The sequence below is a fragment of the Pseudomonas sp. EA_35y_Pfl2_R5 genome, from assembly GCF_963970805.1.
Lineage (GTDB): Bacteria > Pseudomonadota > Gammaproteobacteria > Pseudomonadales > Pseudomonadaceae > Aquipseudomonas.
The window spans coordinates 495,351-516,306 of sequence record NZ_CAXAOW010000001.1 but is presented as its reverse complement, the minus strand read 5'-3'; the positions used below and the strand labels follow the sequence as shown (position 1 = coordinate 516,306).

Here is a 20,956-nt window from a genome sequence, read left to right as displayed (position 1 = left end):
CCGCTGGCTAGGCCTAGAATGTTTCCGGCTTTTGCCTTCGGGTCTGTCTCCGATCAGCTGCGCGTCGGCCCTGCCGCGTTAAAAACAGGCTCCGCAAGCCGCTTGCGGCTAACGCGCTTCAGCGCGGCCCGAAGGGCGAGCGAAGCGAGTAATGCTCATGTACAAAAGTACACTCGCGTGCGAGCCCAGTCCGCGTCCTCGCCGTTTTGACCAGCCAAAGGCTGTTACTAACGTAGCGCCTTGCAGGACTCTAGCTCGCAAGATCTTAAATAGGTTTTGGGTCTTGGTCAGCGGCGCAGCAGCACCAGCAATGGCCCGCAGCGTAACTGCCGGCGCAGCAGGGCGCGGAAGTCGGCGGGGTCTTCTTCGGGGTGGCGCAGCCAGTGGATAAAGCAGCGCAAATAGATGCCGGTCAGCAGGCTTTCCTCGGCGATGCGGCACAGGTGCAGGGTTTCCCGCTGCGCGGCTTCGCGCCACCACTGCACGGTGCGGCTGATACGCAGCAGGCCGCCAATCTGTAGGTGGATATGCCCTGGTTCGAGCTTGTACATCAGCATCTGTGCGCTGACTGCGCGGTGTGTGGCCAGGCTGTCGAGCCAGGCGATCAGCAATTCTTCCAGGCGTTTGGCCGGCCCCAGCGTCAGTAGGTCTGCGCCAGTGCCGCGCGCCAGCAGGGCCTGGTCGGCGCGGTCGAACCAGGCTTCAACCAGCTGATCTTTCTCGCGGTAATGCGCGGCGATGGCGTCCAGACCCACACCCAGGTCGGCGGCCACATCGAACAGGTGCAGGCGCTCCCAGCCGCAAACATCGGCCAGTTTTAGGGCGCTATCGAGTATCTGTGACGCAGAAGGGTTGGAGCGCGGCATGGTTGACCTCCGCACAGCAGTATGGCGGCTGAGCGGGAGGTGAGTGGCGGGATACGACGGGCGGGCTCTCCGTTATTACGCTGTCCTTGTGTAGCTGGGGTGGCCGGGCGACTTAGAAGTGGTAAGCCGCACCCAGGCGTACGCTCTGCTCGGTCAGGCGGTGATTGAATTTTTCATTCCACATTTCGACAGGAAGGTCTTCCTGGGTGCCGTAATCGGCATAGCGATACTCTAATCGGGCCGAAAAGCTATCACTTAGCAGGTACTCGGCGCCGAGTCCCGCTGTCCAGCCGCCCTGGCCATTGCTGCTGGATTCGGATGCGGCGGTAGGGAAGTTAGTTTGCCACTCGCGCTCGACCTTGGCGTAGGCGTAGCCGCCCGTTACGAATAGCAGCAGATCGTTACTTGGCATATAGCCAGCGCGAGCGCGCAGGGAGCCGCTGGCGTTGATACCGCTAGTGCCACTGAAAAGGGGGCTGCTGGTGCCATTGAGCTCCTGGTCGTTACTGTCGCTCTCGCCGCCACGGCCGTCGTAATCGGCTTCAACCCCTACCAACCAGCGATCTGCCAGCGTCCAGTTGTAGCCAGCGAGCGCGCCGTACTGTGCCGACTTTGGGTTGGTTTCTTGAGTCCAGCCGGTTTTCACGTCAAGCCCTTGGGCGTAGCTGGTGCCCTCATCTTTGGCCCAGGAGTAACCCGTATAGAGGCCTATGTAGGCTCCCTCGAAGCTTGGGCCAAGGTGGGCAGCGGGGTCAGAAGAGCAGCAAGGAGCAAGGCGCGTTTCATCGGGGTAATCCTTATTGTTGTTATCGGGCAGGGCTAGCCGCAGTGTGACCTAGCCCTGTCGGATCTGAATGTTCAGCGCCAGTTGTATAGCTCTTTCTCCGACAGCTGGTGCATCTGGCTGACCTGGGCCTGGAAGGCCTGCATTGAGGCCCAGATGCGGCCGTTCAGTTCGTTCTGTGCGGCCAGCTCGCCAAGCACCACTTCAGATTCGCGCTGCATGGCAGTCAGCACGTCGTCGGGGAAGCGCTTGAGCAGGGTGCCTTGTTGCTTGAGCTGATCCAGGGCCATGGCGTTGTGGTAAACGTAGTCGTCGAGCATGTCCTGGTTGGCGGCGCGGGTGGCCTCTGTGAGGATGGCTTGCAGGTCGGCCGGCAGGCTGTCGAGGGCTTTCTGGTTGACCAGCAGCTCGAGTACCGCCTGGGGTTCCTGCCAGCCGGGGTAGTAATAGAACTTGGCAGCTTTGTGCAAGCCGAAGGCCAGGTCGTTGTAAGGGCTGACCCAGTCGGTGGCGTCGATGGCGCTGGTTTGCAGGGCGGTGAAGATCTCGCCGCCTGGCAGGTTGACGGTGGTCGCACCAAGTTTGCTCAGCACTTCGCCGCCCAGGCCTGGCATGCGGATTTTCAGACCCTTGAGGTCATCCAGCGAGTTGATTTCCTTGTTGTACCAGCCGCCCATCTGCATACCGGTATTGCCCACCGCCAGCGGTTTTACGCCGAACGGTGCATAGGCTTCTTCCCATAGAGCCTGACCGCCGCCTTTGCTCAGCCAGGCGTTCATTTCGCTGGTGGACAGGCCGAACGGCACGGCGGTGAAGAACTGCGCCGCCGGCACCTTGCCCTTCCAGTAATAGGCGGCGCCGTGACCCAGCTCGGCAGTCCCGCGTGACACGGCGTCGAACACCTCCAATGGAGGCACCAGCTCGCCACCGGCATACACCTTGATGGTCAGGCGGCCGTTGCTCATGGTCTTGACCCGCTCGGCCAAACGCTCGGCGGCGGTGCCCAGGCCAGGAAAATTCTTTGGCCAGGCGGTGACCATCTTCCAGTGGAAAGTTTGCACCGCTTCGGCGCTGGCTTGCGGTTCGGCAGGTTCTTCCTTGCAACCGCTCAGGCCGATGGCGGCGAGCAGGGCGCTGGCGAGCAGCAGAGGGCGGCGGATCATGGGACTTCCTTATTATTTGAGAGGGCGGTTACTGACAGGGGGTAGGGTGGATGACGCTTTTTTCATCCACCATCGCAATTGGTGGATGGGTGAAGCTTCACCCACCCTACAAGGTCGCAGGTCTTGCAATAAACATAAGTGCTGCGGACGGCTGTTACAGTGCTTCCAACTTGGCGTAACTGAGCATCAACCATTTGCTGCCCTCGCTCTCGAAATTCACCTGCACCCGCGCCTGGGCGCCGGAGCCTTCGAAGTTGAGGATGGTGCCTTCGCCGAACAGTGAGTGCTGCACGCGTTGGCCGAGGTTGAAGCCGGTGTCCGGTACGGCGCTGCCGGCGAACATACTGCCACCGCTCATGCTATTGCCGCCCATATTGCGGCTGACCGAACCGAACGGCCGGCTGACGCTATTGGACAGGCGCACTTCCTGAATCAGCTGCGGCGGAATCTCGCGGACGAAACGCGACACCTTGTTGTAGGTCTCGCTGCCGTACAGGCGGCGCGTTTCGGCGTAGGTGATCACCAGCTTGCTCATGGCCCGGGTGATACCGACGTAGGCCAGGCGGCGTTCTTCCTCAAGGCGGCCGGGTTCTTCCAGGCTCATCTTGTGCGGGAACAGGCCTTCTTCCATGCCCACCAAGAACACCTGCGGGAACTCCAGGCCCTTGGCGCTGTGCAGGGTCATCAGCTGGATGCTGTCTTCGTTTTCCGCGGCTTGGGTGTCACCGGCTTCCAGCGAGGCGTGGCTGAGGAAGGCTTGCAGCGGGCTCAGCTCATCGTCTTCATTGTTCTCGAAGGAGCGCGCGGCGCTTACCAGCTCCTCAAGGTTCTCGATGCGCGCCTGGGCTTTTTCACCTTTCTCGGCCTTGTGATAGGCGATCAGCCCGCTCTGCTCGATGACGGTCTGGGTCATCAGGTGCAGCGACATGCTCAGCGCCTTGGCGGCGAGGTTTTCGATCAGTTCGATAAACCCGGCCAGCGCGCTCGAAGCACGGCCAGGCAGAGTCTTGGCGGCGACCATCAGGCGAATCGCTTCCCACATCGACACATCATGGGCGCGAGCGTATTCGCGGATGGTCTCGACGCTCTTCTCGCCGATGCCGCGCGCCGGCACGTTGATAACCCGCTCCAGCGCTGCGTCGTTGCCGCGGCCGTCGAGCAGGCGCAGGTAGGCCATGGCGTTCTTGATTTCCGCGCGCTCGAAGAAGCGCTGGCCGCCGTAGATGCGATAGGGAATCTTCTCGCGTAGCAGGGCTTCTTCGAGCACCCGCGACTGGGCGTTGGAGCGGTAGAGAATGGCGATTTCGCTGCGTTTGAGGCCGTCCTTGCGCAAGGCGTCCTCGATCGACTCCACCACATAACGCGCTTCGTCGTGTTCGTTGAACGCCGAATACAGGTTGATCGGCTCGCCGTCGCCGTCTTCGGTCCACAGTTCCTTGCCCAGGCGGCCCTGGTTATTGGCGATCAGCGCGTTGGCGGCCTTGAGGATGCCGGCGGTGGAGCGGTAGTTCTGCTCCAGGCGGATCACTTCGGCATCGCTAAAGTCGTCGGAGAACTGCTGGATGTTCTCGATCTTCGCCCCGCGCCAGCCGTAGATCGACTGGTCGTCGTCACCCACCACCATCAGGCTGTCGCCGCCCTTGGCGAGCATGCGCAGCCAGGCGTATTGCACGGCGTTGGTGTCCTGGAACTCGTCGACCAGAATGTGGCGGAAGCGCCGCTGGTAATGCTCCAGCAGGCCCGGTTTGTCACGCCACAAGTCGAGGGCGCGCAGCAGCAGCTCGGAGAAGTCGATGACCCCGGCGCGGGCGCAGGCCGCTTCGTAGGCTTCGTAGATCTTCAGCATGGTGGCCAGGAACAGGTCGCCGCCGGGCTGGATATTCTTCGGCCGCAGGCCTTCGTCCTTCTGTCCGTTGATAAACCACTGCGCCTGCTTAGGCGGCCAGCGTTGTTCATCCAGGCCGAGGTCGCGGATCACCCGTTTGACGATGCGTTGCTGGTCGTCGGAATCGAGAATCTGGAAATTTTCGGCCAGGCCGGCCTCCTGCCAGTGCGCGCGCAACAGGCGATGGGCCAGGCCGTGGAAGGTGCCGACCCACATGCCCGCAGGGCTCTGCCCGAGCATCTGCTCGATGCGGTGGCGCATTTCGGCAGCGGCCTTGTTGGTAAAGGTCACCGACAGAATGCTGTGCGGCGAGGCATTCTCGATCTGGATCAACCAGGCGATGCGGTGCACCAGCACGCGGGTTTTACCGGAGCCAGCACCGGCCAGCACCAGTTGGCGGCCCACGCGCGCGGCTACAGCCTGGCGTTGGGCATCATTAAGAGAGGCAATCAGGAGTTCGGGGTCATTTTGCATCGCGGCATTCTAGGGGGCTGTGCCAGGCAGGGCAAACCAGGGTATGACCTGAATCGGCGCAAGGGTTTTAGTGGACGACTGGTGAGTCAGCTGCGCGCGCGCAGAGGGGCCGCGCCTGCACTCGGCGAAAGTTAGGTATTTGTACTGTGAATTAGCGCACGTCTGGCTTGGGCGATGCGTCTAGCTCGCGTATGCTGCGCCGACGTTTAGGCAACCACTTATAAGAAAATCGCCTATGACCGCATCGACTTCATCTGCTGGCGCCAATGGCTTCAGGCCGACTCCCGGGCGGGAAGTGGCTCAGCTATTCGCGACAGACATAGCCGCCGAACGCACCCGCATGCTCTATCAGGGCTCGCAGGTGCCGACCCTGTTTATGCTGCTCAGCGGCGTGGTGTGTGCCTTCCTGTTGTGGGGCGCGCTGCCACCAGTGCTGCTGGTCAGCTGGTCGGTCTGGCTGGTGATCCTCGCCGCGCTGCGCCTGGTGCAGGTGCGCGCCTTCAACAACGCCTTGCCCAGCCGTCAGGCCGAACGCCATTGGCGTCGTCTGTTTCTGCTTGGCGCGAGCGCTTCCGGGCTGACCCTGGCGTTTGCCGCCATCGCCCTGGTGCCGGCGGATGTGTTCTACCTGCAGGCAGTGGTCTATGGCCTGATTGCTGCGGCGATTCTCTCGGCCAGCGTGGCCTATGCCATCAGCTTTACCGCCTTCCTCAGTTTTGCCTTGCCCTGCCTGCTGCCTTCGGTGGGCTATCTGCTGCTCAGTGATAACCCGCTGCAGCGCGGCTGGGGCCTGCTTGGCAGCATTCTGCTGCTGGCCCTGTTGGTGGTGGCGTGGCAGGTCAACCGCCTGGTGCAGCGCAGCCTGCTGCAGCGTTTTCACAACCAGGCGCTGATCAGCAACCTGGAGCACGCCAAGATGCAGGCCGAAGGGCTCAACGGCGAGCTGGCCCATGAAGTGGAACAGCGCCGCCGTGCCGAGCGCGAGTTGCGTCTGGCCCATGGCGAGCTGGAAATGCGCGTGGCCGAGCGCACCCTGGAGCTGGATGAAACCACCTACGCCCTGAGCAAGAGCCGCGCACGCCTGACCCTGGCCATCGAAGCCAGCGAGCTGGGCCTGTGGGACTGGGACCTGCAGAGCGACGAAGTGCACCACTCGCGCCTCAAGGAAATCTTCGGCCTGGAGCCGCAGGCCGTACAGGTGATGCTGCGCGACCTCAAGCCGCGCCTGCACCCGGATGATCTGCCGGTGCTGCGTCGCGCCTTGGTCGAGCATATGAAGGGCCGCAGCGACGACTATCAGGTCGAGTACCGCATCAAGCACGCGGCCGGCCACTGGGTGTGGATTGAGGACCGTGGTCGTGCGGTCGAGCGCGACGCCGAAGGCCGCGTGCTGCGTATGCTCGGCACCCGTCGCGATATCAGCGCGCGCAAGGTGCAGGAACAGCAGCAACAGCTGGCCGCCACGGTGTTCGAGGCCGCCAGCGAAGGCATCGTGATTCTCGACCCGGACTACCGCCTGCTGTCCGTCAACCAGGCCTTCAGTGACGTGACTGGTTATCGCCAGGATGAAGTGGTCGGCAAAAGCGTGATCAGCCTGATCAGCAGTGGCGACAGCCGCCGGCAGTACCAGCTGATCCGCCTGGAGCTGGAAAACAGTGGCACCTGGCGCGGCGAGCTGATTGAAACGCGCAAGAACGGCGAGCTGTATCCGCAGTGGCTGCAGCTCAATGTGGTGCGCGATGCGCGGGGCAGTGTCAGCCATATCGTCGGCTTCTTCGCCGATCTGTCGTCGCGGCGCGAGGCCGAGGAGCGCCTGCGCTACCTGTCGCACTACGACGAGCTGACCGGCTTGGCCAATCGCAGCCTGTTCAAGGAGCGTCTGCATGAGGCCAGTCAGCGCGCAAGGCAGGGCGGACGCAGCATTGCCCTGCTGCATGTCGACCTGGACCGCTTCAAGCTGCTTAACGACAGCCTCGGCCATGAAGTGGCCGACCAGCTGCTGCGCCAGGTCAGCCGCCGTCTGACTCAAGCGGTTCCGGAAGCCGATACCCTGGCGCGACTGTCCGGTGACGAATTCGCCATCCTTATCGACTCCTACGGCAGCCTCTCAAGTCTCGCGCGCCTGGCCAGCCGCCTGTTGAGCAAACTGCGCGTGCCGATGACCGTGGGCGGCCATGAGCTGGTGGTCAGCGCCTCCCTGGGCATCAGCCTGCTGCCCGACAATGCGCGGGAAATCTCCGCCCTGGTCAGCCAGGCCAATATGGCCATGCAACATGCCAAGCACCTGGGCGGCAACACCTTCCAGTTCTTCACCGACAACCTGCAGGCCTGCACCCTGGAGCGCCTGCAACTGGAAAACCAGCTGCGCAAAGGCATCAACGAAGGCCAGCTGGAAGTGTTCTACCAGCCCAAATTGTGTCTGGCCGATGACAGCCTGAATGCCGCCGAGGCGCTGGTGCGCTGGCGGCACCCTGAGTTGGGCCTGGTGCCGCCGAGCGACTTTATTGGTCTGGCTGAGGAAACCGGGCTGATTGGTGCGATTGGCGAATTTGTCCTGCGCCAGGCGTGCAAACAGGCCTGCGCCTGGCAACTGCAGGGGCTGGCGCAGATTCGCGTCTCGGTGAACCTGTCGGTGCATCAACTGCGTCAGGGCAACCTGCTCAGCCTGGTGCGCCAGGTGCTCGATGAAACCGGCCTGGCCGCGCAATTCCTGGAGCTGGAACTGACCGAAAGCCAGCTGCTGGACAACGTCGAAAGCGTGATCAGCACCTTTCAGCAACTGCGCGAACTGGGCGTCAAACTGGCGATTGACGACTTTGGCACCGGCTATTCCTCGCTGAGCTACCTCAAGCGCTTCCCGGTGGATTACGTGAAGATCGACCAGACCTTTATCCGCGATCTGACCCCTGGCAGCGAAGACGCCGCGATCACCCGCGCGATTATCGCCATGGCCCACAGCCTGGAGCTCAAGGTGGTCGCCGAGGGTGTGGAAACCCAGGCGCAGATGGACTTCCTCAAGAGCCAGCGCTGTGACGAGATTCAGGGCTACCTGATCAGCAAACCGGTGCCGGTCGAGCAGTTCGCCCAGCTGCTGCGCGAGCAGGCCAGCAAGTTCTGATTGGCCGGCCGGCGGCTTGTCTGTCGCCGGCCGGGTCGCTACTGTCGCGCTTTCGCTGATTTGCAGGATGCTCCATGCAGCCCACTTCTTCCGCCGCCGCGTCTCGCCCGGCCAATGCGACCCTGATCCTGCTGGCCTCGCTGTATTGCGCCCAGGGGTTGCCCTCGGGGCTGCTGGCCCATTCGCTGCCGGTGTTGCTGCGTCAGCACGGCGTCGATCTGGCGCTGATTGGCCTGCTCAAGTTGCTGGCGCTGCCCTGGTTGCTCAAGGTGCTCTGGGCACCGTGGGTGGATCGGCTGGCTTCGCCGCGTCTGGGCCATCATCGCGGCTGGATTCTGCCATTGCAGCTCGGCGTTATCGCGGTGATTGCGAGCCTGGCGCTGATGAATCCGGAGCGGCTGTTCGACAGTCATTTTCTGCTGCTGATCGGCCTGTTGCTGCTGGTCAACCTGGCTGCCTCGACCCAGGACATTGCCACCGATGGCTTGGCCGTACGCCTGCTGCCAGAGCGCTGGCGCGGGCTGGGCAACAGCCTGCAGGTGGGTGGCTACAAGGTCGGCATGCTGGTTAGCGGCAGTGGTCTGCTGCTGGCGATGGATGCGCTGGGCTGGAACCTGAGTGTGGCGCTGGTGGCGGTGCTGCTGGTGCTGATGACGCTGCCGATCTGGCGCTTTAACGAGCGGCGCGAGCTGCCGTTTCAACCCGCGCAGGCGGAGCCAGCCGGGCCTGGGCTGCTGCTGCGGCATTACCGTGGCCTGTTGCTGCAGTCCGGCATGCTGTTCTGGCTGGCGGTGCTGCTGAGTTTCAAGCTGGGCGATGCGCTGGGTTCGCCGATGATCAAGCCGATGCTGGTGGATCAGGGCTGGAGCAACGCCGAGCTGGGCCAGCTGACCCTGATCAGCAGCCTGGCCGGGATCGCCGGGGCGTTTCTCGGCGGCCTGTTGTATGCGCGCATCGGCGCGTTGCGCGCGCTGCTGCTGTTCGGCCTGTTGCAGGCTTGCGGGATCGCGGCCATGGCTGTCCTCGTAAATGCCGGCAGCAGCATCGGTCTGGTCTATGGGGTGGCGTTGTTCGAGCAGACCGCCGATGGCATGTCCACGGTGGCGCTGTTCGCGGTGATGATGCGCCAGTGCCGGCCCGAGCACGAAGGTGCGGACTTTACTCTGCAAGCCAGTGTGCAGCTGCTGTTGGCCGGGTTGGTGGGCGCCACCAGCGGCTGGCTGGCCGAGCAGTTGGGCTTTGCCAATCTGTTTATCAGCGCCGGCGCTCTGGGGCTGCTGGCGCTGCCCATCGTGCTGCTGTACTTCTGGCGCGGCGCACGACCGGCGGTCAGCGCCGCATAAGTTGCCTGCTTCAGCCAGGGGTGTTTCCTCTATTCCCACCTGCGCCGGGCGCTGCTTGCCCGGCAGGCGCGCAACCGGATCAAAGATGGCTGCCTTTGTGCTGCGCGCGGGCAATCCTGCGGGCCTGTCCGGATTGAATAGAGGTGCGTATGCGCAAACCCGCGAGCCTGAGTGTCGGCCTGCGCCTGCTGTTGGCGTCCCAGGCCATGGCCCCGTTGAGCGTCAAGCTGGGGCTGGTGCAGCAACTGGGGGCGGAGAAGGCCGCGCTGCTGGCACCGCATATGCCGCCGGGGCAGTTGCGTGAGCTGATCATGGTCATGCCCATCGAGTTTGCCGCTGCGGTGACCACGCACCTCGACCCACGGCTGATCCTCGACACCTACCTGAGCCTGCCGGACAGCCTGCACCTAGAAGTGGCGCGCCAGCTCTGTGCCGATGGTGCGTTTGCCACGGCGGCGCTGTATGCCGAATGCCTGTCGGCCAAACAGATCAAAGTGCTGATCTACGGCATCAACGATGTCGACCATGTGCTGCAGATTGCCCGGCATATCGTCGATATGCCGCTGATCAGCGAGAGCCTGCGCAGTTTCTCCACGGGATATTTGTGCAAACTGACCGAGGCGGCGGTGCTGGATCGCAACCTGCCAGTGGCCGCCCAGGTGTTAGGTGGCTTGTCACTGGCGCGGCAGGCGGATGTCTGCGCCGGGCTGCAGCCGGCGACCCTGCGCAAACTGTTGCCGCTGCTATTGCTGATCAGCGGTGATGGCTTGCGCAAGCAACTACCGGAGGCCGTGCTACAGATCTTCGAGCAGCAGTGGGCCTAGACCGCGCCCGCTATTCCATCCACTGCCGTTCATGGCGTTCCAGCAGGTTGCCGGCCTGCTCCGGGCCGTCGCTGCCGGCCGGGTAGGGCCGCGGGCTCTGGTAGTGCTGGTGCCAGCCTTTGATGATCGGGTCGACCCAGTGCCAGGCTGCTTCCACTTCGTCGCGGCGCATAAACAGCGTTGAGTCGCCTTCGATCACATCGAGCAGCAGGCGCTCGTAGGCGTCCCAGCGGCGCTGCTTGTGGAAGGCGTCGGCCAGGTTGAGGTCGAGCTCCACTGGCTGCAGGTGCATGCCTTTGCCCGGGCTCTTGCTCATCAGTTGCAGGCTGATGCGCTCCTCCGGTTGCAGACGGATCAGCAGGCGGTTGGCTTCGCCTTCGCCGAACAGCTGGTGCGGTACCGGCTTGAACTGGATCAGAATTTCCGAGGTCTTGTGCCCCAGGCGTTTGCCGGTGCGCAGATAGAACGGCACGCCAGCCCAGCGCCAGTTGTCGATCTCGGCCTGCACGGCGACAAAAGTTTCGGTGTCGCTGTCGTTGTCGACGTTCTTCTCGAAGTAATAGGCCGGCACTTCCTGACCGCCGATCTTGCCGGCGGTGTACTGGCCGCGCACGGTCTTGTCCTGCACGTCGAGGCCGGTGATGGGCTTCAGCGCTTCAAGGATCTTCACCTTCTCGTTTCGCACCGCCTCGGCGTCGAAGCGCACCGGCGCTTCCATGGCCACCAGGCAAAGCAGCTGCAGCAGGTGGTTCTGGATCATGTCGCGCATGGCGCCGGCTTTTTCGTAATAAGCGCCGCGGTTTTCCACACCGAGGGTTTCGCAGACGCTGATCTGCACATGGTCGATATGCCCGGTACGCCAGATCGGCTCGAACAGCGCGTTGGCAAAACGCAGGGCCATGAGGTTCTGCACCGTCTCTTTGCCCAGGTAATGGTCGATGCGGAATACCCGCGATTCATCAAACACCGCGCCAATCGCGGCGTTGATTGCCTGGGCCGATTGCAGTGAATGGCCGATGGGCTTTTCCAGCACGATGCGCGTTTTGGGGCCCGCCAGGCTGGCGGTTTTCAGGTGCGAGGCAATGTCTTCGAACAGGTCCGGCGCGGTGGCCAGGTAGTAGATGCGCACGCGTTCATGGTCTTGCCCCAGGCGTTTGCCCAGGCGTCCGAAGTCCGCGCTCTGGCTGGCGTCCATGGCGAAGTAGTCGAGACGCGCGGCAAAGCTGGCCCAGGTGTCATTATCGAAGTTGCTGCGCGCCACCTGTGCGCGGCAATGGCGTTCGGCCAGGGCTTGGAAGGCGCTGCGCGCCAGATTGCTGCGGGCCAAGGCAAGAATGCGCGTGTCGCCATGCAGGCGGCCGGCGCGATGCAGGTGATAGAGCGCTGGCAGCAGTTTATGTAAGGCCAAGTCGCCGGTGCCGCCAAACACCAGCATGTCGCAGGGAATGCTCAAGGTGGGAACTCCGACTCGGTTTAACCGTGCGAGGGCGGCGGCCATGTAGTATAACTACAAGTCCACTACAACCCGTCTTACGCCGATCATAACCGAGTCATGACTCCGATGCGGCGTGCTAGATGGATTCGTTAGCCAAATGCCGAGCCTAAACCTGTGAACCTGTTGCAGCACATTGCCCAGTCGCGTCATCTACTCCGCAAATCGGAACTCAAGGTCGCCGACCATGTTCTGCTTGACCCTGCGTCGGTCATGCACAGCTCCATGGCTGAGCTGGCGCACAGCGTCGGTATCAGCGAGCCGACTATCGTGCGTTTCTGCCGGGCGATTGGCTGCACTGGTTTTCAGGATCTCAAGCTGAAATTGGCGCAGAGCCTGGCTGCCGGTGCCAGTTTCGGCCAGTTCGCCATTCATGAAGACGATTCGGTGGCGGACTTCAGCCTGAAGATCTTCGACACCACCCTGCACACCCTGATCGAAGTACGCGAAAAGCTCGACACCCAGGCGCTGCAGCAGGCTATTGCCGCTATCGCCAATGCCCAGCGTGTGGAGTTCTATGGTTTTGGCGCATCCGGTGCGGTGGCGGCGGATGCCCAGCACAAGTTCTTCCGCCTGCTGCTGACCGCTGCCGCCTATTCCGACCCGCATATGCAGGCGATGAGCGCGGTAACCTTGAAGCCCACCGACGTGGCGATCTGTATCTCCCAGTCCGGACGCTCCAAGGACCTGCTGATTACCGCCAATCTGGTGCGTGAAACCGGCGCGACGTTGATTACCCTGTGCCCGAGCCAGACGCCGTTAGCCGACCTGGCCACGGTCAACCTGGCCATCGACGTGCAGGAAGACACCGAAATCTACACCCCGCTGACCTCGCGTATCGCTCACCTGGTGGTGATCGACGTGCTCGCCATGGGTGTGGCGATGGCCCGTGGCCCAGGCTTGGTCAACCACCTCAAGAGCGTTAAGCGTAGTCTGCGCAGCCTGCGGCTGTCGCCCAAGTCGCATAAAAACATCGAAGACTGAAACCTGTTCAGGATCTGCTGCTTGTCGACGATCCGGCGTTAGAGCTGGCCTTCGGCTGTTACTACGTTGCGCCTAGTTTCGCTCCAGCGCGCTAAATTCTGACTGAGGTTTGGCTCCGCTGATTTCACCACCACGTTATCGCGTGGCCATCAAAGCGTCATATTCAGGGTCGATGCTGGTACTCCCTTATTCAGCTTGGGAGTTGCACCCTATGTCTGGCTATCTGGATAAACCGCAGTCTCACGAAAGCAGCGACGCCAAGGCCCGGCGCAAGCTGCTGGACCAGCGCCGCATGGAATACCGCCGCGCGATCGAAAGCTATGCCGAGCAGCGGCAGCTGCAGCATGAGTTGATCGATTTTCCGGAGTTGATCGCGACCAGCTACCTGCACAGCCTGCAGGTGGGGTCGAAGAAAGGTGCGGCAGCGACGGCGCGCTGAATGCGCGAACCTGGGGCCGTATAAGGCGGCCCCAGGCTGCTAGGCCTTACTCGATATTAACGGTGTAATCCTCCACTTCACCGTAATTGAAGGTGCCACATGGCACAGGTGCGGTGTTGTAACGCATGGCCACACGCAGGCGGGTTTTCCCGGTCGCGGCGCCTGCGGGGATCACCAGGTTGCCATTCACCACCGTGCTGAGCGCGCGTGCGGAGGTGAACAGTTCTTCACCCGCGTCGGTGAAGTCGCCGTCCTTATTCAGGTCGACCCAGACCTTCCAGTACTCGTTGTAGGTAGAGCCGGCAAATTGCGGCGTCAGGCGCAGGCTGTTGCTGCCTCGTTGCAGGTTCACCACCTGGCCAATCCGCGCTTCGGTGAAGTCGCTGTAGGTGCTGGCGCCAGAGCTGCGGGTGAAGCTGCCGAAGCTGACCTGGCTGATCCACTCATCGTTGGCATTGCCGCTGGCCGCGCTGCAGTAGTTGGGCTGTGGCGTACCGCTGCCGATCACCAGAAATGCCGCCGAAACTGCACCCCAGGTGCCGGACGCATCCCGCGCGCGGACATACACGGTGTGCTTGCCGGGCTGCAGCCCAGTGGTGGCGATGTTGCCGGTCAGGCCTTCGGTCTTGCCGTTGAAGCTGCCGTCCAGGGGTTGCAATGGCATCGCCTGAGCGCCTGACTCCCAGGGCGCCTTGTCGATGTAGTACTCGGCGGCGGTGACGTTCTGCGTGGGCTCGGTGCCGTTGCGGGTGCTGAAGCGCAGGTCGCTCGCGGTAGCACTCAGCGTAACCAGAGTGCCGGCCGGCACGCCGCTGGAGGCATTACCACTCAGCGCAAGGTTGCTGATATCCGGGCCGCCCGGGGTGACGTAGGGCGTACGCACAACCTTGGCCGCATAGATCAGGGCCGGCAGGTTCTTCGGCTTGATGGTGTTCTGGTAGACGGTACAGCTCTGGAAGAACTGCGTGCCCAGCTCGAAGGTGTAAGCGGCGACGCCCAGCTCGCCATAACTGACCCCATCACTGGTGCCGTCGGTCGGGTAGAGTCCGATGGACTGCTGTGGCGAATAGCCATTGAACAGGGCGAATTTGCGTCCCAGGGTTTGCAGCGCGGTGCCATTCGGCGCTGCCTGGCTGGTATCGCCCCACGGCCATAGCACCAGTTCGCTGTAGCTGTGGATATCCAAGTGGATGCCGCTGGTGTCGCTTGGCGCCGCATCATTTTTGCCGGAGCCACGACGATCCGGCCAGAGGCTGCGCACATAAGCTTCCAGGGTCTGAATTTCCGGCTCGGAGCCCGCGCTTGGGCCACGGTAGGTGTCATTGCAGGCACTGCCGCTGGAGCCTTGGCCGTTGGTGCTGTTCCAGCCGAAGGTGAAGTTGCGGTTGAGGTCGGCGCCGCGGCTGTTGCTGTTGGCGCCGCAATAGTTCTGGTTGGCATTCTTGCGCCAGGACAGCCCGGTTTCGGCTTTCTTGCGACCGTCCGGGTTGGTCTGCAGCATCAGATGGACTTCGTGGTGATCGAGAATCCAGGTGGCGTCGGCATCGGTGCCGTAGCCGTTGACCAGCCAGCGGGCGAAATCCAGCACCAGCGGCGCGGTGGTGTACTCGCGGGCATGGATGGCGCTGTTGATAAACAGCTTGGGCTTATTGCCGGTAATGGCTTTATTGGTCAGCTTGAGCACACCGATGTCGTGTCCGCCCTGGCCGTTGAGCTTTTCCCAGGACTGGCCAACCAGCAGCCACTCGGCGATGCCGGGAAACTGGCTGGCCATGCCGCTGGCCACACTGTAGGTGCTTTCCAGGGTTTCATAGCAGGCGTAGCCGGGGATGCTGGCCAGGCTTGCGTCGCTCATCGCCGTGGCGCTTTTCAGGCTGCGCTGTTGCAGGCGATTCTGGATCAGCGTGAGGACTTCATTGCGCTTGGCAATAAACTCGTTGGCCGGTGCGAAGGTAAAACCGAAGGCCGCAAGTTTCTCCTGCTCTTCTTCGGTCAGCTCCATGATCAGGTAGCCCTGCTCATAGTGCGATTCAAGCAATTGACCGTGGAAGCTGATGGCCGCTTTGCGGGCAATGTCTTCGTTGGGAAAAAACGCCTTGTACACCTGGTTGGCGGCTTTTTCCTGCTCCAGCAGCATAAAGTCTTCTTGGGGGTGAGTCTGTGCCTGAACCGTGTTGAGCATGCAGAGCGCGGTGATGCTGGCGCTGATGGCGAGGGTTAACTTCCGCTTTCTCATTCTTGAGATTCCTATCCTTCACTTATTGTTTATCCGCCCCTGGTAAGGAACGGTGTGTTTTTTGCCCCCTTGTGGAGGGCGAGGGATGTTTGGCAGTGGAAGCTCTTGATGCCGAATGCGTTGGCGCTACTGCATGCCCCTGAACATCTTGTTATGCGAGGCAGGCCGATCTGGTACAAGAGTGCAAAGGAACTTAGAAGGCACTTGGCTGGCTGTCAATTTCTTCGTAGATCGCTGTCGTTTTTCGTATTTTCACGACATATAGCCGACACGATGCTCGTAAAAGTGATGGCTACTGGCTATGTATGGCAATCGTGTAAGGAGAGATTTATGCAAGGAATCAATGGATTGCGGATCGGCATGTTGCTGCTGACCCTCGGGTTGGCCTTGGGCTGTGCTTCAGGCGGAGCCCAGCAGCAGGCAGGCGTTGATAAGGGGTACGCGATGGCGGTCGAGTGGACGCAGTTGCGGCAAGCCAAGGGGCATTTTGCTGGGGGCGAATGGCGCGAGGATCTGGATGCCTGGCAGGGGCGCAAGCACCAGCTGATGCAGGCGTTGGCCGCAGAGGTGCTGGTTGCGCGCGGCGATACACCGACTGTATTGGCGCTGCTGGGCGAGCCGGATGCCAAGGTCACGGTCGGCCAGGCGGACTACGTCGACTGGCAGCGCCGCACGGAATGGCAGGGCAACCCGGGGCCGCTGCTGTGGAGTTACCACTGGCGCGGCCAGCATGATCAGCTGCTGGTGGCATTCAGCGAGGGGCGGGTCAGTGCGGTGGGTTGGTTGTATGCCTGGGAATAGCGTCCCCCATGGGCCCGGCAAAGCGCTCGGCTAGGGCGTTGATCAGGCTGCGCTGATCACGCACAAAGGCGAAAAATGCCTGACCCACCGGTGACAGGTATTTGTTGCGCGGGTGCACCAGGCACCAGCTGCGCAGCAGCGGCAGCTCGGCCACTGGCAGTTCGCGCAGGGCGCCGCATTCCAGTTCGCGGCGCACCGCGTGACGCGGCAGCAAAGCCAGGCCAAGGCCGGCGATCACCCCTTCGCATTGGCCTTCCATGGAGCCGACTTCCAGGGTCTGGGCGAAGTGCGCACGTTTCTGATGGCAATAGTCTTCGCAGGCCTGGCGCGTGCCGGACCCCGCTTCGCGGATCAGCAGCGGGAAGGCGGTGAGGTCCTGCAGGCTCAGCGGGCCCTGCGAGCACAGCGGGTGCTCGGGCGGCGCCACGGCGATGATCGGGTTATTCAGGAAGGGTAAAAACTCCAGGTTCATGTCCGTGGGCACGCGCGACATGATCAGCAGGTCATCGCGGTTGGCGTTCAGACGCTTGAGCGCCTGGGTGTGATTGGTGACCACCAGCTGTAAATTGACTTCCGGGTATTGTTGGCGAAAAGCGGCGAACAGGTGCGGAACAAAGTACTTGGCGCTGGATTCTATGGCCAGGCTCAGCTGTCCCTGCAGCGAGCCCTGCAGGTCGGCCAGCTGCATATCGAGGCTCTCCAGGCGGCCAAAAATATCCGCGCTGGCGCGTTGCAGCGCTTCAGCAGCCTCGGTCAGGTAGAGCTTTTTGCCGATATAGTCGAACAGCGGCTGGCCGATCAGCTCCTCCAGCTGACGAATCTGCAGGCTGACCGCCGGTTGGGTCAGGGCCATTTCCTCCGCCGCGCGGCTATAGGAGAGGTGGCTGCACACTGAGCGAAACACCTGGATCTGACGAAATGTCATACGTAGCAAAGACTTACGCACGGATAGAGCCTGTGTGGAATAGTCGATCAGGCTCAACTATAAGCTTTAGCTAATGCCTAGCCCAATAATTATTGATTTTGGTTAATCGCCAAGCCGGCGTAGCGTGAGTGCCCTGACCGCCACTGCTACTGCGGTCACACGTCGACCGGTTTTGTCGGTTGCCTGCTCACGTGATCGAGGATGCTGGCTTGTGATCAAGAAAATCCTGATAGCCAATCGCGGCGAGATCGCCGTGCGCATCGTGCGGGCCTGTGCCGAAATGGGCATTCGTTCGGTGGCGGTGTATTCCGATGCCGATCGCCAGGCACTGCACGTCAAGCGTGCGGACGAGGCCCACGGCATTGGTGCCGACCCGCTGGCTGGTTATCTGAACCCGCGCAAGCTGGTCAATCTGGCGGTAGAGACCGGCTGTGATGCGCTGCATCCCGGTTATGGTTTTCTCTCCGAAAACGCCGAACTGGCAGACATCTGCGCCGAACGTGGGATCAAGTTCATAGGCCCGAGTGCGGAAGTGATCCGCCGCATGGGCGACAAGACCGAAGCGCGGCGCAGCATGATCAAAGCCGGCGTGCCGGTCACCCCAGGCACCGAAGGCAATGTTGCTGACATAGCCGAGGCACTGAGCGAGGGCGACCGTATTGGCTACCCGGTGATGCTCAAGGCCACGTCCGGCGGTGGCGGCCGCGGTATCCGTCGCTGCAACAGCCGTGAGGAACTGGAGCAAGCGTTCCCGCGGGTGATCTCCGAGGCGACCAAGGCCTTCGGCCGTGCCGAGGTGTTTCTCGAGAAGTGCATCGTCAACCCCAAACATATCGAGGCGCAGATCCTCGGTGACAGCTTCGGTAATGTGGTGCACCTGTTCGAGCGCGATTGTTCGATCCAGCGGCGTAACCAGAAGCTCATTGAAATCGCCCCCAGCCCGCAGCTGACGCCCGAGCAGCGCGCCTATATCGGCGACCTCGCCGTGCGCGCCGCCAAAGCCGTGGGTTACGAGAACGCCGGTACCGTGGAGTTCCTGCTCGCCGAGGGCGAGGTGTACTTCATGGAGATGAACACCCGGGTGCAGGTGGAACACACCATCACGGAAGAAATCACCGGTATCGACATCGTCCGCGAACAGATCCGCATCGCCTCGGGCCTGGAGCTGTCGGTCAAACAGGAAGACATCATCCACCGTGGTTATGCCCTGCAGTTCCGTATCAACGCTGAAGACCCGAAAAACAACTTCCTGCCCTCGTTCGGCAAGATCACCCGCTACTACGCCCCCGGCGGCCCTGGCGTGCGCACCGACACGGCGATCTACACCGGCTACACCATTCCGCCTTACTACGACTCAATGTGCCTGAAGTTGGTGGTCTGGGCGCTGACCTGGGAGGAGGCGATGGACCGTGGCCTGCGCGCCCTGGATGACATGCGCGTGCAGGGGGTGAAAACCACCGCCGCCTATTACCAGGAAATCCTGCGTAACCCGGAATTCCGTAGCGGTCAGTTCAACACCAGCTTCGTCGAGGCGCACCCGGAATTGACCGAGTACTCGATCAAGCGCAATCCGTCGCACCTGGCCATCGCCATCGCTACCGCCATTGCCGCCCACGCCGGCCTGTAGGGGAAGGATTCAGATTATGAGCACTAAAAAAATCACGGTTACCGACACCATCCTGCGCGATGCCCACCAGTCGATCATCGCCACGCGCATGCGCCTGGAGGACATGTTGCCGATCTGCGCCAAGCTTGATCAGGTCGGTTACTGGTCGCTGGAAGTCTGGGGCGGCGCGACCTTCGATTCCTGCGTGCGCTTCCTCAAGGAAGACCCGTGGGAGCGTCTGCGCAAGCTCAAGGCAGGTTTGCCCAACACCCGTCTGCAGATGCTCCTGCGCGGGCAGAATCTGCTCGGCTACCGGCACTACAGCGACGACGTGGTGCGGGCCTTCGTAGCCAAGGCGGCGGTTAACGGTATCGACGTGTTCCGCATCTTCGATGCGATGAACGATGTGCGAAACCTGCGCGTGTCCATCGAGGCGGTTAAGGCTGCCGGCAAACATGCCCAGGGCACCATCGCCTACACCACCAGCCCGGTGCACACCGTCGAGGCGTTCGTGAAGCAGGCCAAGGCCATGCAGGCCATGGGCATCGACTCCATCGCGATCAAGGATATGGCCGGTCTGCTCACCCCATATGCCACCGCCGAGCTGGTCAAGGCCTTGAAGGCGGATGTCGACCTGCCGGTGTTTATCCATAGCCACGACACCGCCGGCATGGGCTCGATGTGCCAGCTCAAGGCGATTGAAGCGGGCGCCGACCATATCGACACCGCCATCTCCAGCTTCGCCTGGGGCACCAGCCATCCTGGCACCGAGTCGATGGTTGCCGCGCTCAAGGGCAGCGAGTACGACACCGGCCTTGACCTGGCGCTGATCCAGGAGATCGGCCTGTACTTCCATGCCGTGCGCAAGAAGTACCACCAGTTCGAGAGCGAGTTCACCACGGTGGACACCCGCGTGCAGGTCAATCAGGTGCCCGGCGGGATGATGTCCAACCTGGCCAACCAGCTCAAAGAGCAGGGCGCGCTGAGCCGCATCAACGAAGTGTTCGCGGAGATCCCGCGGGTGCGCGAAGACCTCGGCTTCCCGCCGCTGGTTACGCCGACCTCGCAGATTGTCGGCACCCAGGCGGTGTTCAACGTGCTCGCGGGCGAGCGCTACAAGACCATCACCAATGAGGTGAAGCTCTATCTGCAAGGCCGTTACGGCCTGGCCCCGGGCAAGGTCAACGAGCAGCTGCGCAAGCAGGCGATTGGCAGCGAAGACGTGATCGAAGGGCGTCCGGCCGATTTGCTCAAGCCGGAAATGGCCAAGCTGCGTGAAGAGATCGGCAGCCTGGCGCAATCCGAAGAAGACGTGCTGACTTACGCCATGTTCCCCGACATCGGGCGCAAGTTCCTCGAAGAACGCGCTGCCGGTACCCTGGCGCCAGAGGTGCTGCTGCCGATTCCTGAGGCCGGTGGCGTAGCGCCTGCCGGTGGCGAAGGGGTGCCGACCGAGTTTGTGGTCGATGTACACGGCGAAAGCTACCGCGTGGATATCACCGGCGTTGGTGTGAAGAGCGATGGCAAGCGCCACTTCTACCTGTCCATCGACGGCATGCCAGAGGAAGTGGTGTTCGAGCCGCTGAATGATTTCGTCGCGGGTAACTCAGGCAAGCGCAAACAGGCCAGCGCGCCGGGCGATGTCAGCACCAGCATGCCGGGCAATATCGTCGATGTATTGGTCAAGGTCGGCGACACGGTTAAAGCCGGCCAGGCGGTGCTGATCAGTGAAGCGATGAAGATGGAAACCGAAGTGCAGGCACCGATTGCCGGCACCGTGAAGGCGGTGCACGTGGCCAAGGGCGACCGGGTCAACCCGGGTGATGTACTGGTGGAAATCGAAGGTTAACCTCGGAAGCCCCGGCTGTTTGAACAGGCATTTGAATGGCTTTTTTGGGGCTTCTTTTTACACCGCCGGCGTGGCTCATTCGCTGCGCCGGCAAGGGTTTTGGGCCAAGTGCATAGGTACTTGTTGCCTGAGTCCCCTAGGAGCCTTACGGCTCCTTTTTTTCGGTT

At 62.1% G+C, this 20,956-nt stretch carries 15 protein-coding genes; 8 read left to right on the top strand and 7 right to left on the bottom strand.

What is annotated here, in order from left to right; translation table 11 throughout:
* Positions 1 to 287: 287 nt before the first annotated feature.
* From AACX99_RS02280 to uvrD, 4 genes are all read right to left on the bottom strand, one after another.
* The gene (locus tag AACX99_RS02280) at positions 288 to 866 is read right to left on the bottom strand and encodes a TetR/AcrR family transcriptional regulator (RefSeq protein WP_339409206.1); all 579 of its coding nucleotides are present in this window, start codon (positions 864 to 866) and stop codon (positions 288 to 290) included.
* Between the two features lie 112 nt (positions 867 to 978).
* Positions 979 to 1,683 (bottom strand): outer membrane protein, encoded by a 705-nt coding sequence (locus tag AACX99_RS02275; protein ID WP_339409657.1) that lies wholly within the window; start codon positions 1,681 to 1,683, stop codon positions 979 to 981.
* Between the two features lie 41 nt (positions 1,684 to 1,724).
* Positions 1,725 to 2,813: a TRAP transporter substrate-binding protein gene (locus tag AACX99_RS02270; protein WP_339409205.1), complete on the bottom strand. Its 1,089-nt coding sequence runs from the start codon at positions 2,811 to 2,813 to the stop codon at positions 1,725 to 1,727.
* A gap of 154 nt (positions 2,814 to 2,967) precedes the next feature.
* Complete coding sequence (gene uvrD / locus AACX99_RS02265; RefSeq protein WP_339409204.1) at positions 2,968 to 5,172, bottom strand: DNA helicase II; 2,205 nt, start codon at positions 5,170 to 5,172, stop codon at positions 2,968 to 2,970.
* Positions 5,173 to 5,407: 235 nt separating this feature from the next.
* Here uvrD and AACX99_RS02260 point away from each other — a divergent pair, with 235 nt between their 5' ends.
* From AACX99_RS02260 to AACX99_RS02250, 3 genes are all read left to right on the top strand, one after another.
* Entirely contained in the window at positions 5,408 to 8,290 is a 2,883-nt protein-coding gene (locus AACX99_RS02260; RefSeq protein WP_339409203.1) for a putative bifunctional diguanylate cyclase/phosphodiesterase, read from the top strand.
* A gap of 74 nt (positions 8,291 to 8,364) precedes the next feature.
* Complete coding sequence (locus tag AACX99_RS02255; RefSeq protein ID WP_339409202.1) at positions 8,365 to 9,633, top strand: MFS transporter; 1,269 nt, start codon at positions 8,365 to 8,367, stop codon at positions 9,631 to 9,633.
* A gap of 149 nt (positions 9,634 to 9,782) precedes the next feature.
* The gene (locus AACX99_RS02250) at positions 9,783 to 10,457 is read left to right on the top strand and encodes a hypothetical protein (protein WP_339409201.1); all 675 of its coding nucleotides are present in this window, start codon (positions 9,783 to 9,785) and stop codon (positions 10,455 to 10,457) included.
* A 10-nt stretch (positions 10,458 to 10,467) separates the two neighbouring features.
* Here the strand turns inward: AACX99_RS02250 and zwf are convergent, their stop codons facing one another.
* Positions 10,468 to 11,955 carry a glucose-6-phosphate dehydrogenase gene (gene zwf / locus AACX99_RS02245; protein WP_339409200.1) on the bottom strand — a complete coding sequence of 496 codons (1,488 nt, stop codon included), beginning with the start codon at positions 11,953 to 11,955 and terminating at the stop codon, positions 10,468 to 10,470.
* A 111-nt stretch (positions 11,956 to 12,066) separates the two neighbouring features.
* Here zwf and hexR point away from each other — a divergent pair, with 111 nt between their 5' ends.
* On the top strand, positions 12,067 to 12,933 hold the full coding sequence (gene hexR, locus AACX99_RS02240; protein WP_339409199.1) for a transcriptional regulator HexR: 867 nt from the start codon (positions 12,067 to 12,069) through the stop codon (positions 12,931 to 12,933).
* 211 nt (positions 12,934 to 13,144) lie between these two features.
* Positions 13,145 to 13,372: a PA3496 family putative envelope integrity protein gene (locus AACX99_RS02235; RefSeq protein ID WP_339409198.1), complete on the top strand. Its 228-nt coding sequence runs from the start codon at positions 13,145 to 13,147 to the stop codon at positions 13,370 to 13,372.
* Between the two features lie 46 nt (positions 13,373 to 13,418).
* Here AACX99_RS02235 and AACX99_RS02230 read toward each other — a convergent pair whose 3' ends face one another.
* Positions 13,419 to 15,608, bottom strand: coding sequence for a M14 family zinc carboxypeptidase (locus AACX99_RS02230; protein ID WP_339409197.1), 2,190 nt, complete (start codon positions 15,606 to 15,608; stop codon positions 13,419 to 13,421).
* 330 nt (positions 15,609 to 15,938) lie between these two features.
* On the opposite strand from AACX99_RS02230, the gene AACX99_RS02225 reads away from it, so the two are divergent.
* Positions 15,939 to 16,409, top strand: a complete 471-nt coding sequence (locus AACX99_RS02225) for a hypothetical protein (RefSeq protein ID WP_339409196.1) — start codon at positions 15,939 to 15,941, stop codon at positions 16,407 to 16,409.
* Here the strand turns inward: AACX99_RS02225 and AACX99_RS02220 are convergent.
* Positions 16,375 to 17,355, bottom strand: coding sequence for a LysR family transcriptional regulator (locus AACX99_RS02220; RefSeq protein WP_339409195.1), 981 nt, complete (start codon positions 17,353 to 17,355; stop codon positions 16,375 to 16,377). The two genes, AACX99_RS02225 and AACX99_RS02220, sit on opposite strands and share 35 nt — an antisense overlap.
* 190 nt (positions 17,356 to 17,545) lie before the next feature.
* Between AACX99_RS02220 and AACX99_RS02215 the strand changes: the two genes are divergently transcribed.
* Positions 17,546 to 18,961, top strand: a complete 1,416-nt coding sequence (locus AACX99_RS02215) for an acetyl-CoA carboxylase biotin carboxylase subunit (RefSeq protein WP_339409194.1) — start codon at positions 17,546 to 17,548, stop codon at positions 18,959 to 18,961.
* A gap of 16 nt (positions 18,962 to 18,977) precedes the next feature.
* On the top strand, positions 18,978 to 20,789 hold the full coding sequence (gene oadA / locus AACX99_RS02210) for a sodium-extruding oxaloacetate decarboxylase subunit alpha (RefSeq protein ID WP_339409193.1): 1,812 nt from the start codon (positions 18,978 to 18,980) through the stop codon (positions 20,787 to 20,789).
* Positions 20,790 to 20,956: the final 167 nt, after the last annotated feature.

Excerpts from the sequence above, each read along its gene's own strand:
- AACX99_RS02280 (WP_339409206.1), bottom strand. The coding sequence starts at position 866 with ATGCCGCGCTCCAACCCTTCTGCGTCACAGATACTCGATAGCGCCCTA.
- AACX99_RS02270 (WP_339409205.1), bottom strand. The coding sequence starts at position 2,813 with ATGATCCGCCGCCCTCTGCTGCTCGCCAGCGCCCTGCTCGCCGCCATC.
- uvrD (WP_339409204.1), bottom strand. The coding sequence starts at position 5,172 with ATGCAAAATGACCCCGAACTCCTGATTGCCTCTCTTAATGATGCCCAA.
- AACX99_RS02260 (WP_339409203.1), top strand. The coding sequence starts at position 5,408 with ATGACCGCATCGACTTCATCTGCTGGCGCCAATGGCTTCAGGCCGACT.
- AACX99_RS02255 (WP_339409202.1), top strand. The coding sequence starts at position 8,365 with ATGCAGCCCACTTCTTCCGCCGCCGCGTCTCGCCCGGCCAATGCGACC.
- AACX99_RS02250 (WP_339409201.1), top strand. The coding sequence starts at position 9,783 with ATGCGCAAACCCGCGAGCCTGAGTGTCGGCCTGCGCCTGCTGTTGGCG.
- zwf (WP_339409200.1), bottom strand. The coding sequence starts at position 11,955 with ATGGCCGCCGCCCTCGCACGGTTAAACCGAGTCGGAGTTCCCACCTTG.
- AACX99_RS02235 (WP_339409198.1), top strand. The coding sequence starts at position 13,145 with ATGTCTGGCTATCTGGATAAACCGCAGTCTCACGAAAGCAGCGACGCC.
- AACX99_RS02230 (WP_339409197.1), bottom strand. The coding sequence starts at position 15,608 with ATGAGAAAGCGGAAGTTAACCCTCGCCATCAGCGCCAGCATCACCGCG.
- AACX99_RS02225 (WP_339409196.1), top strand. The coding sequence starts at position 15,939 with ATGCAAGGAATCAATGGATTGCGGATCGGCATGTTGCTGCTGACCCTC.
- oadA (WP_339409193.1), top strand. The coding sequence starts at position 18,978 with ATGAGCACTAAAAAAATCACGGTTACCGACACCATCCTGCGCGATGCC.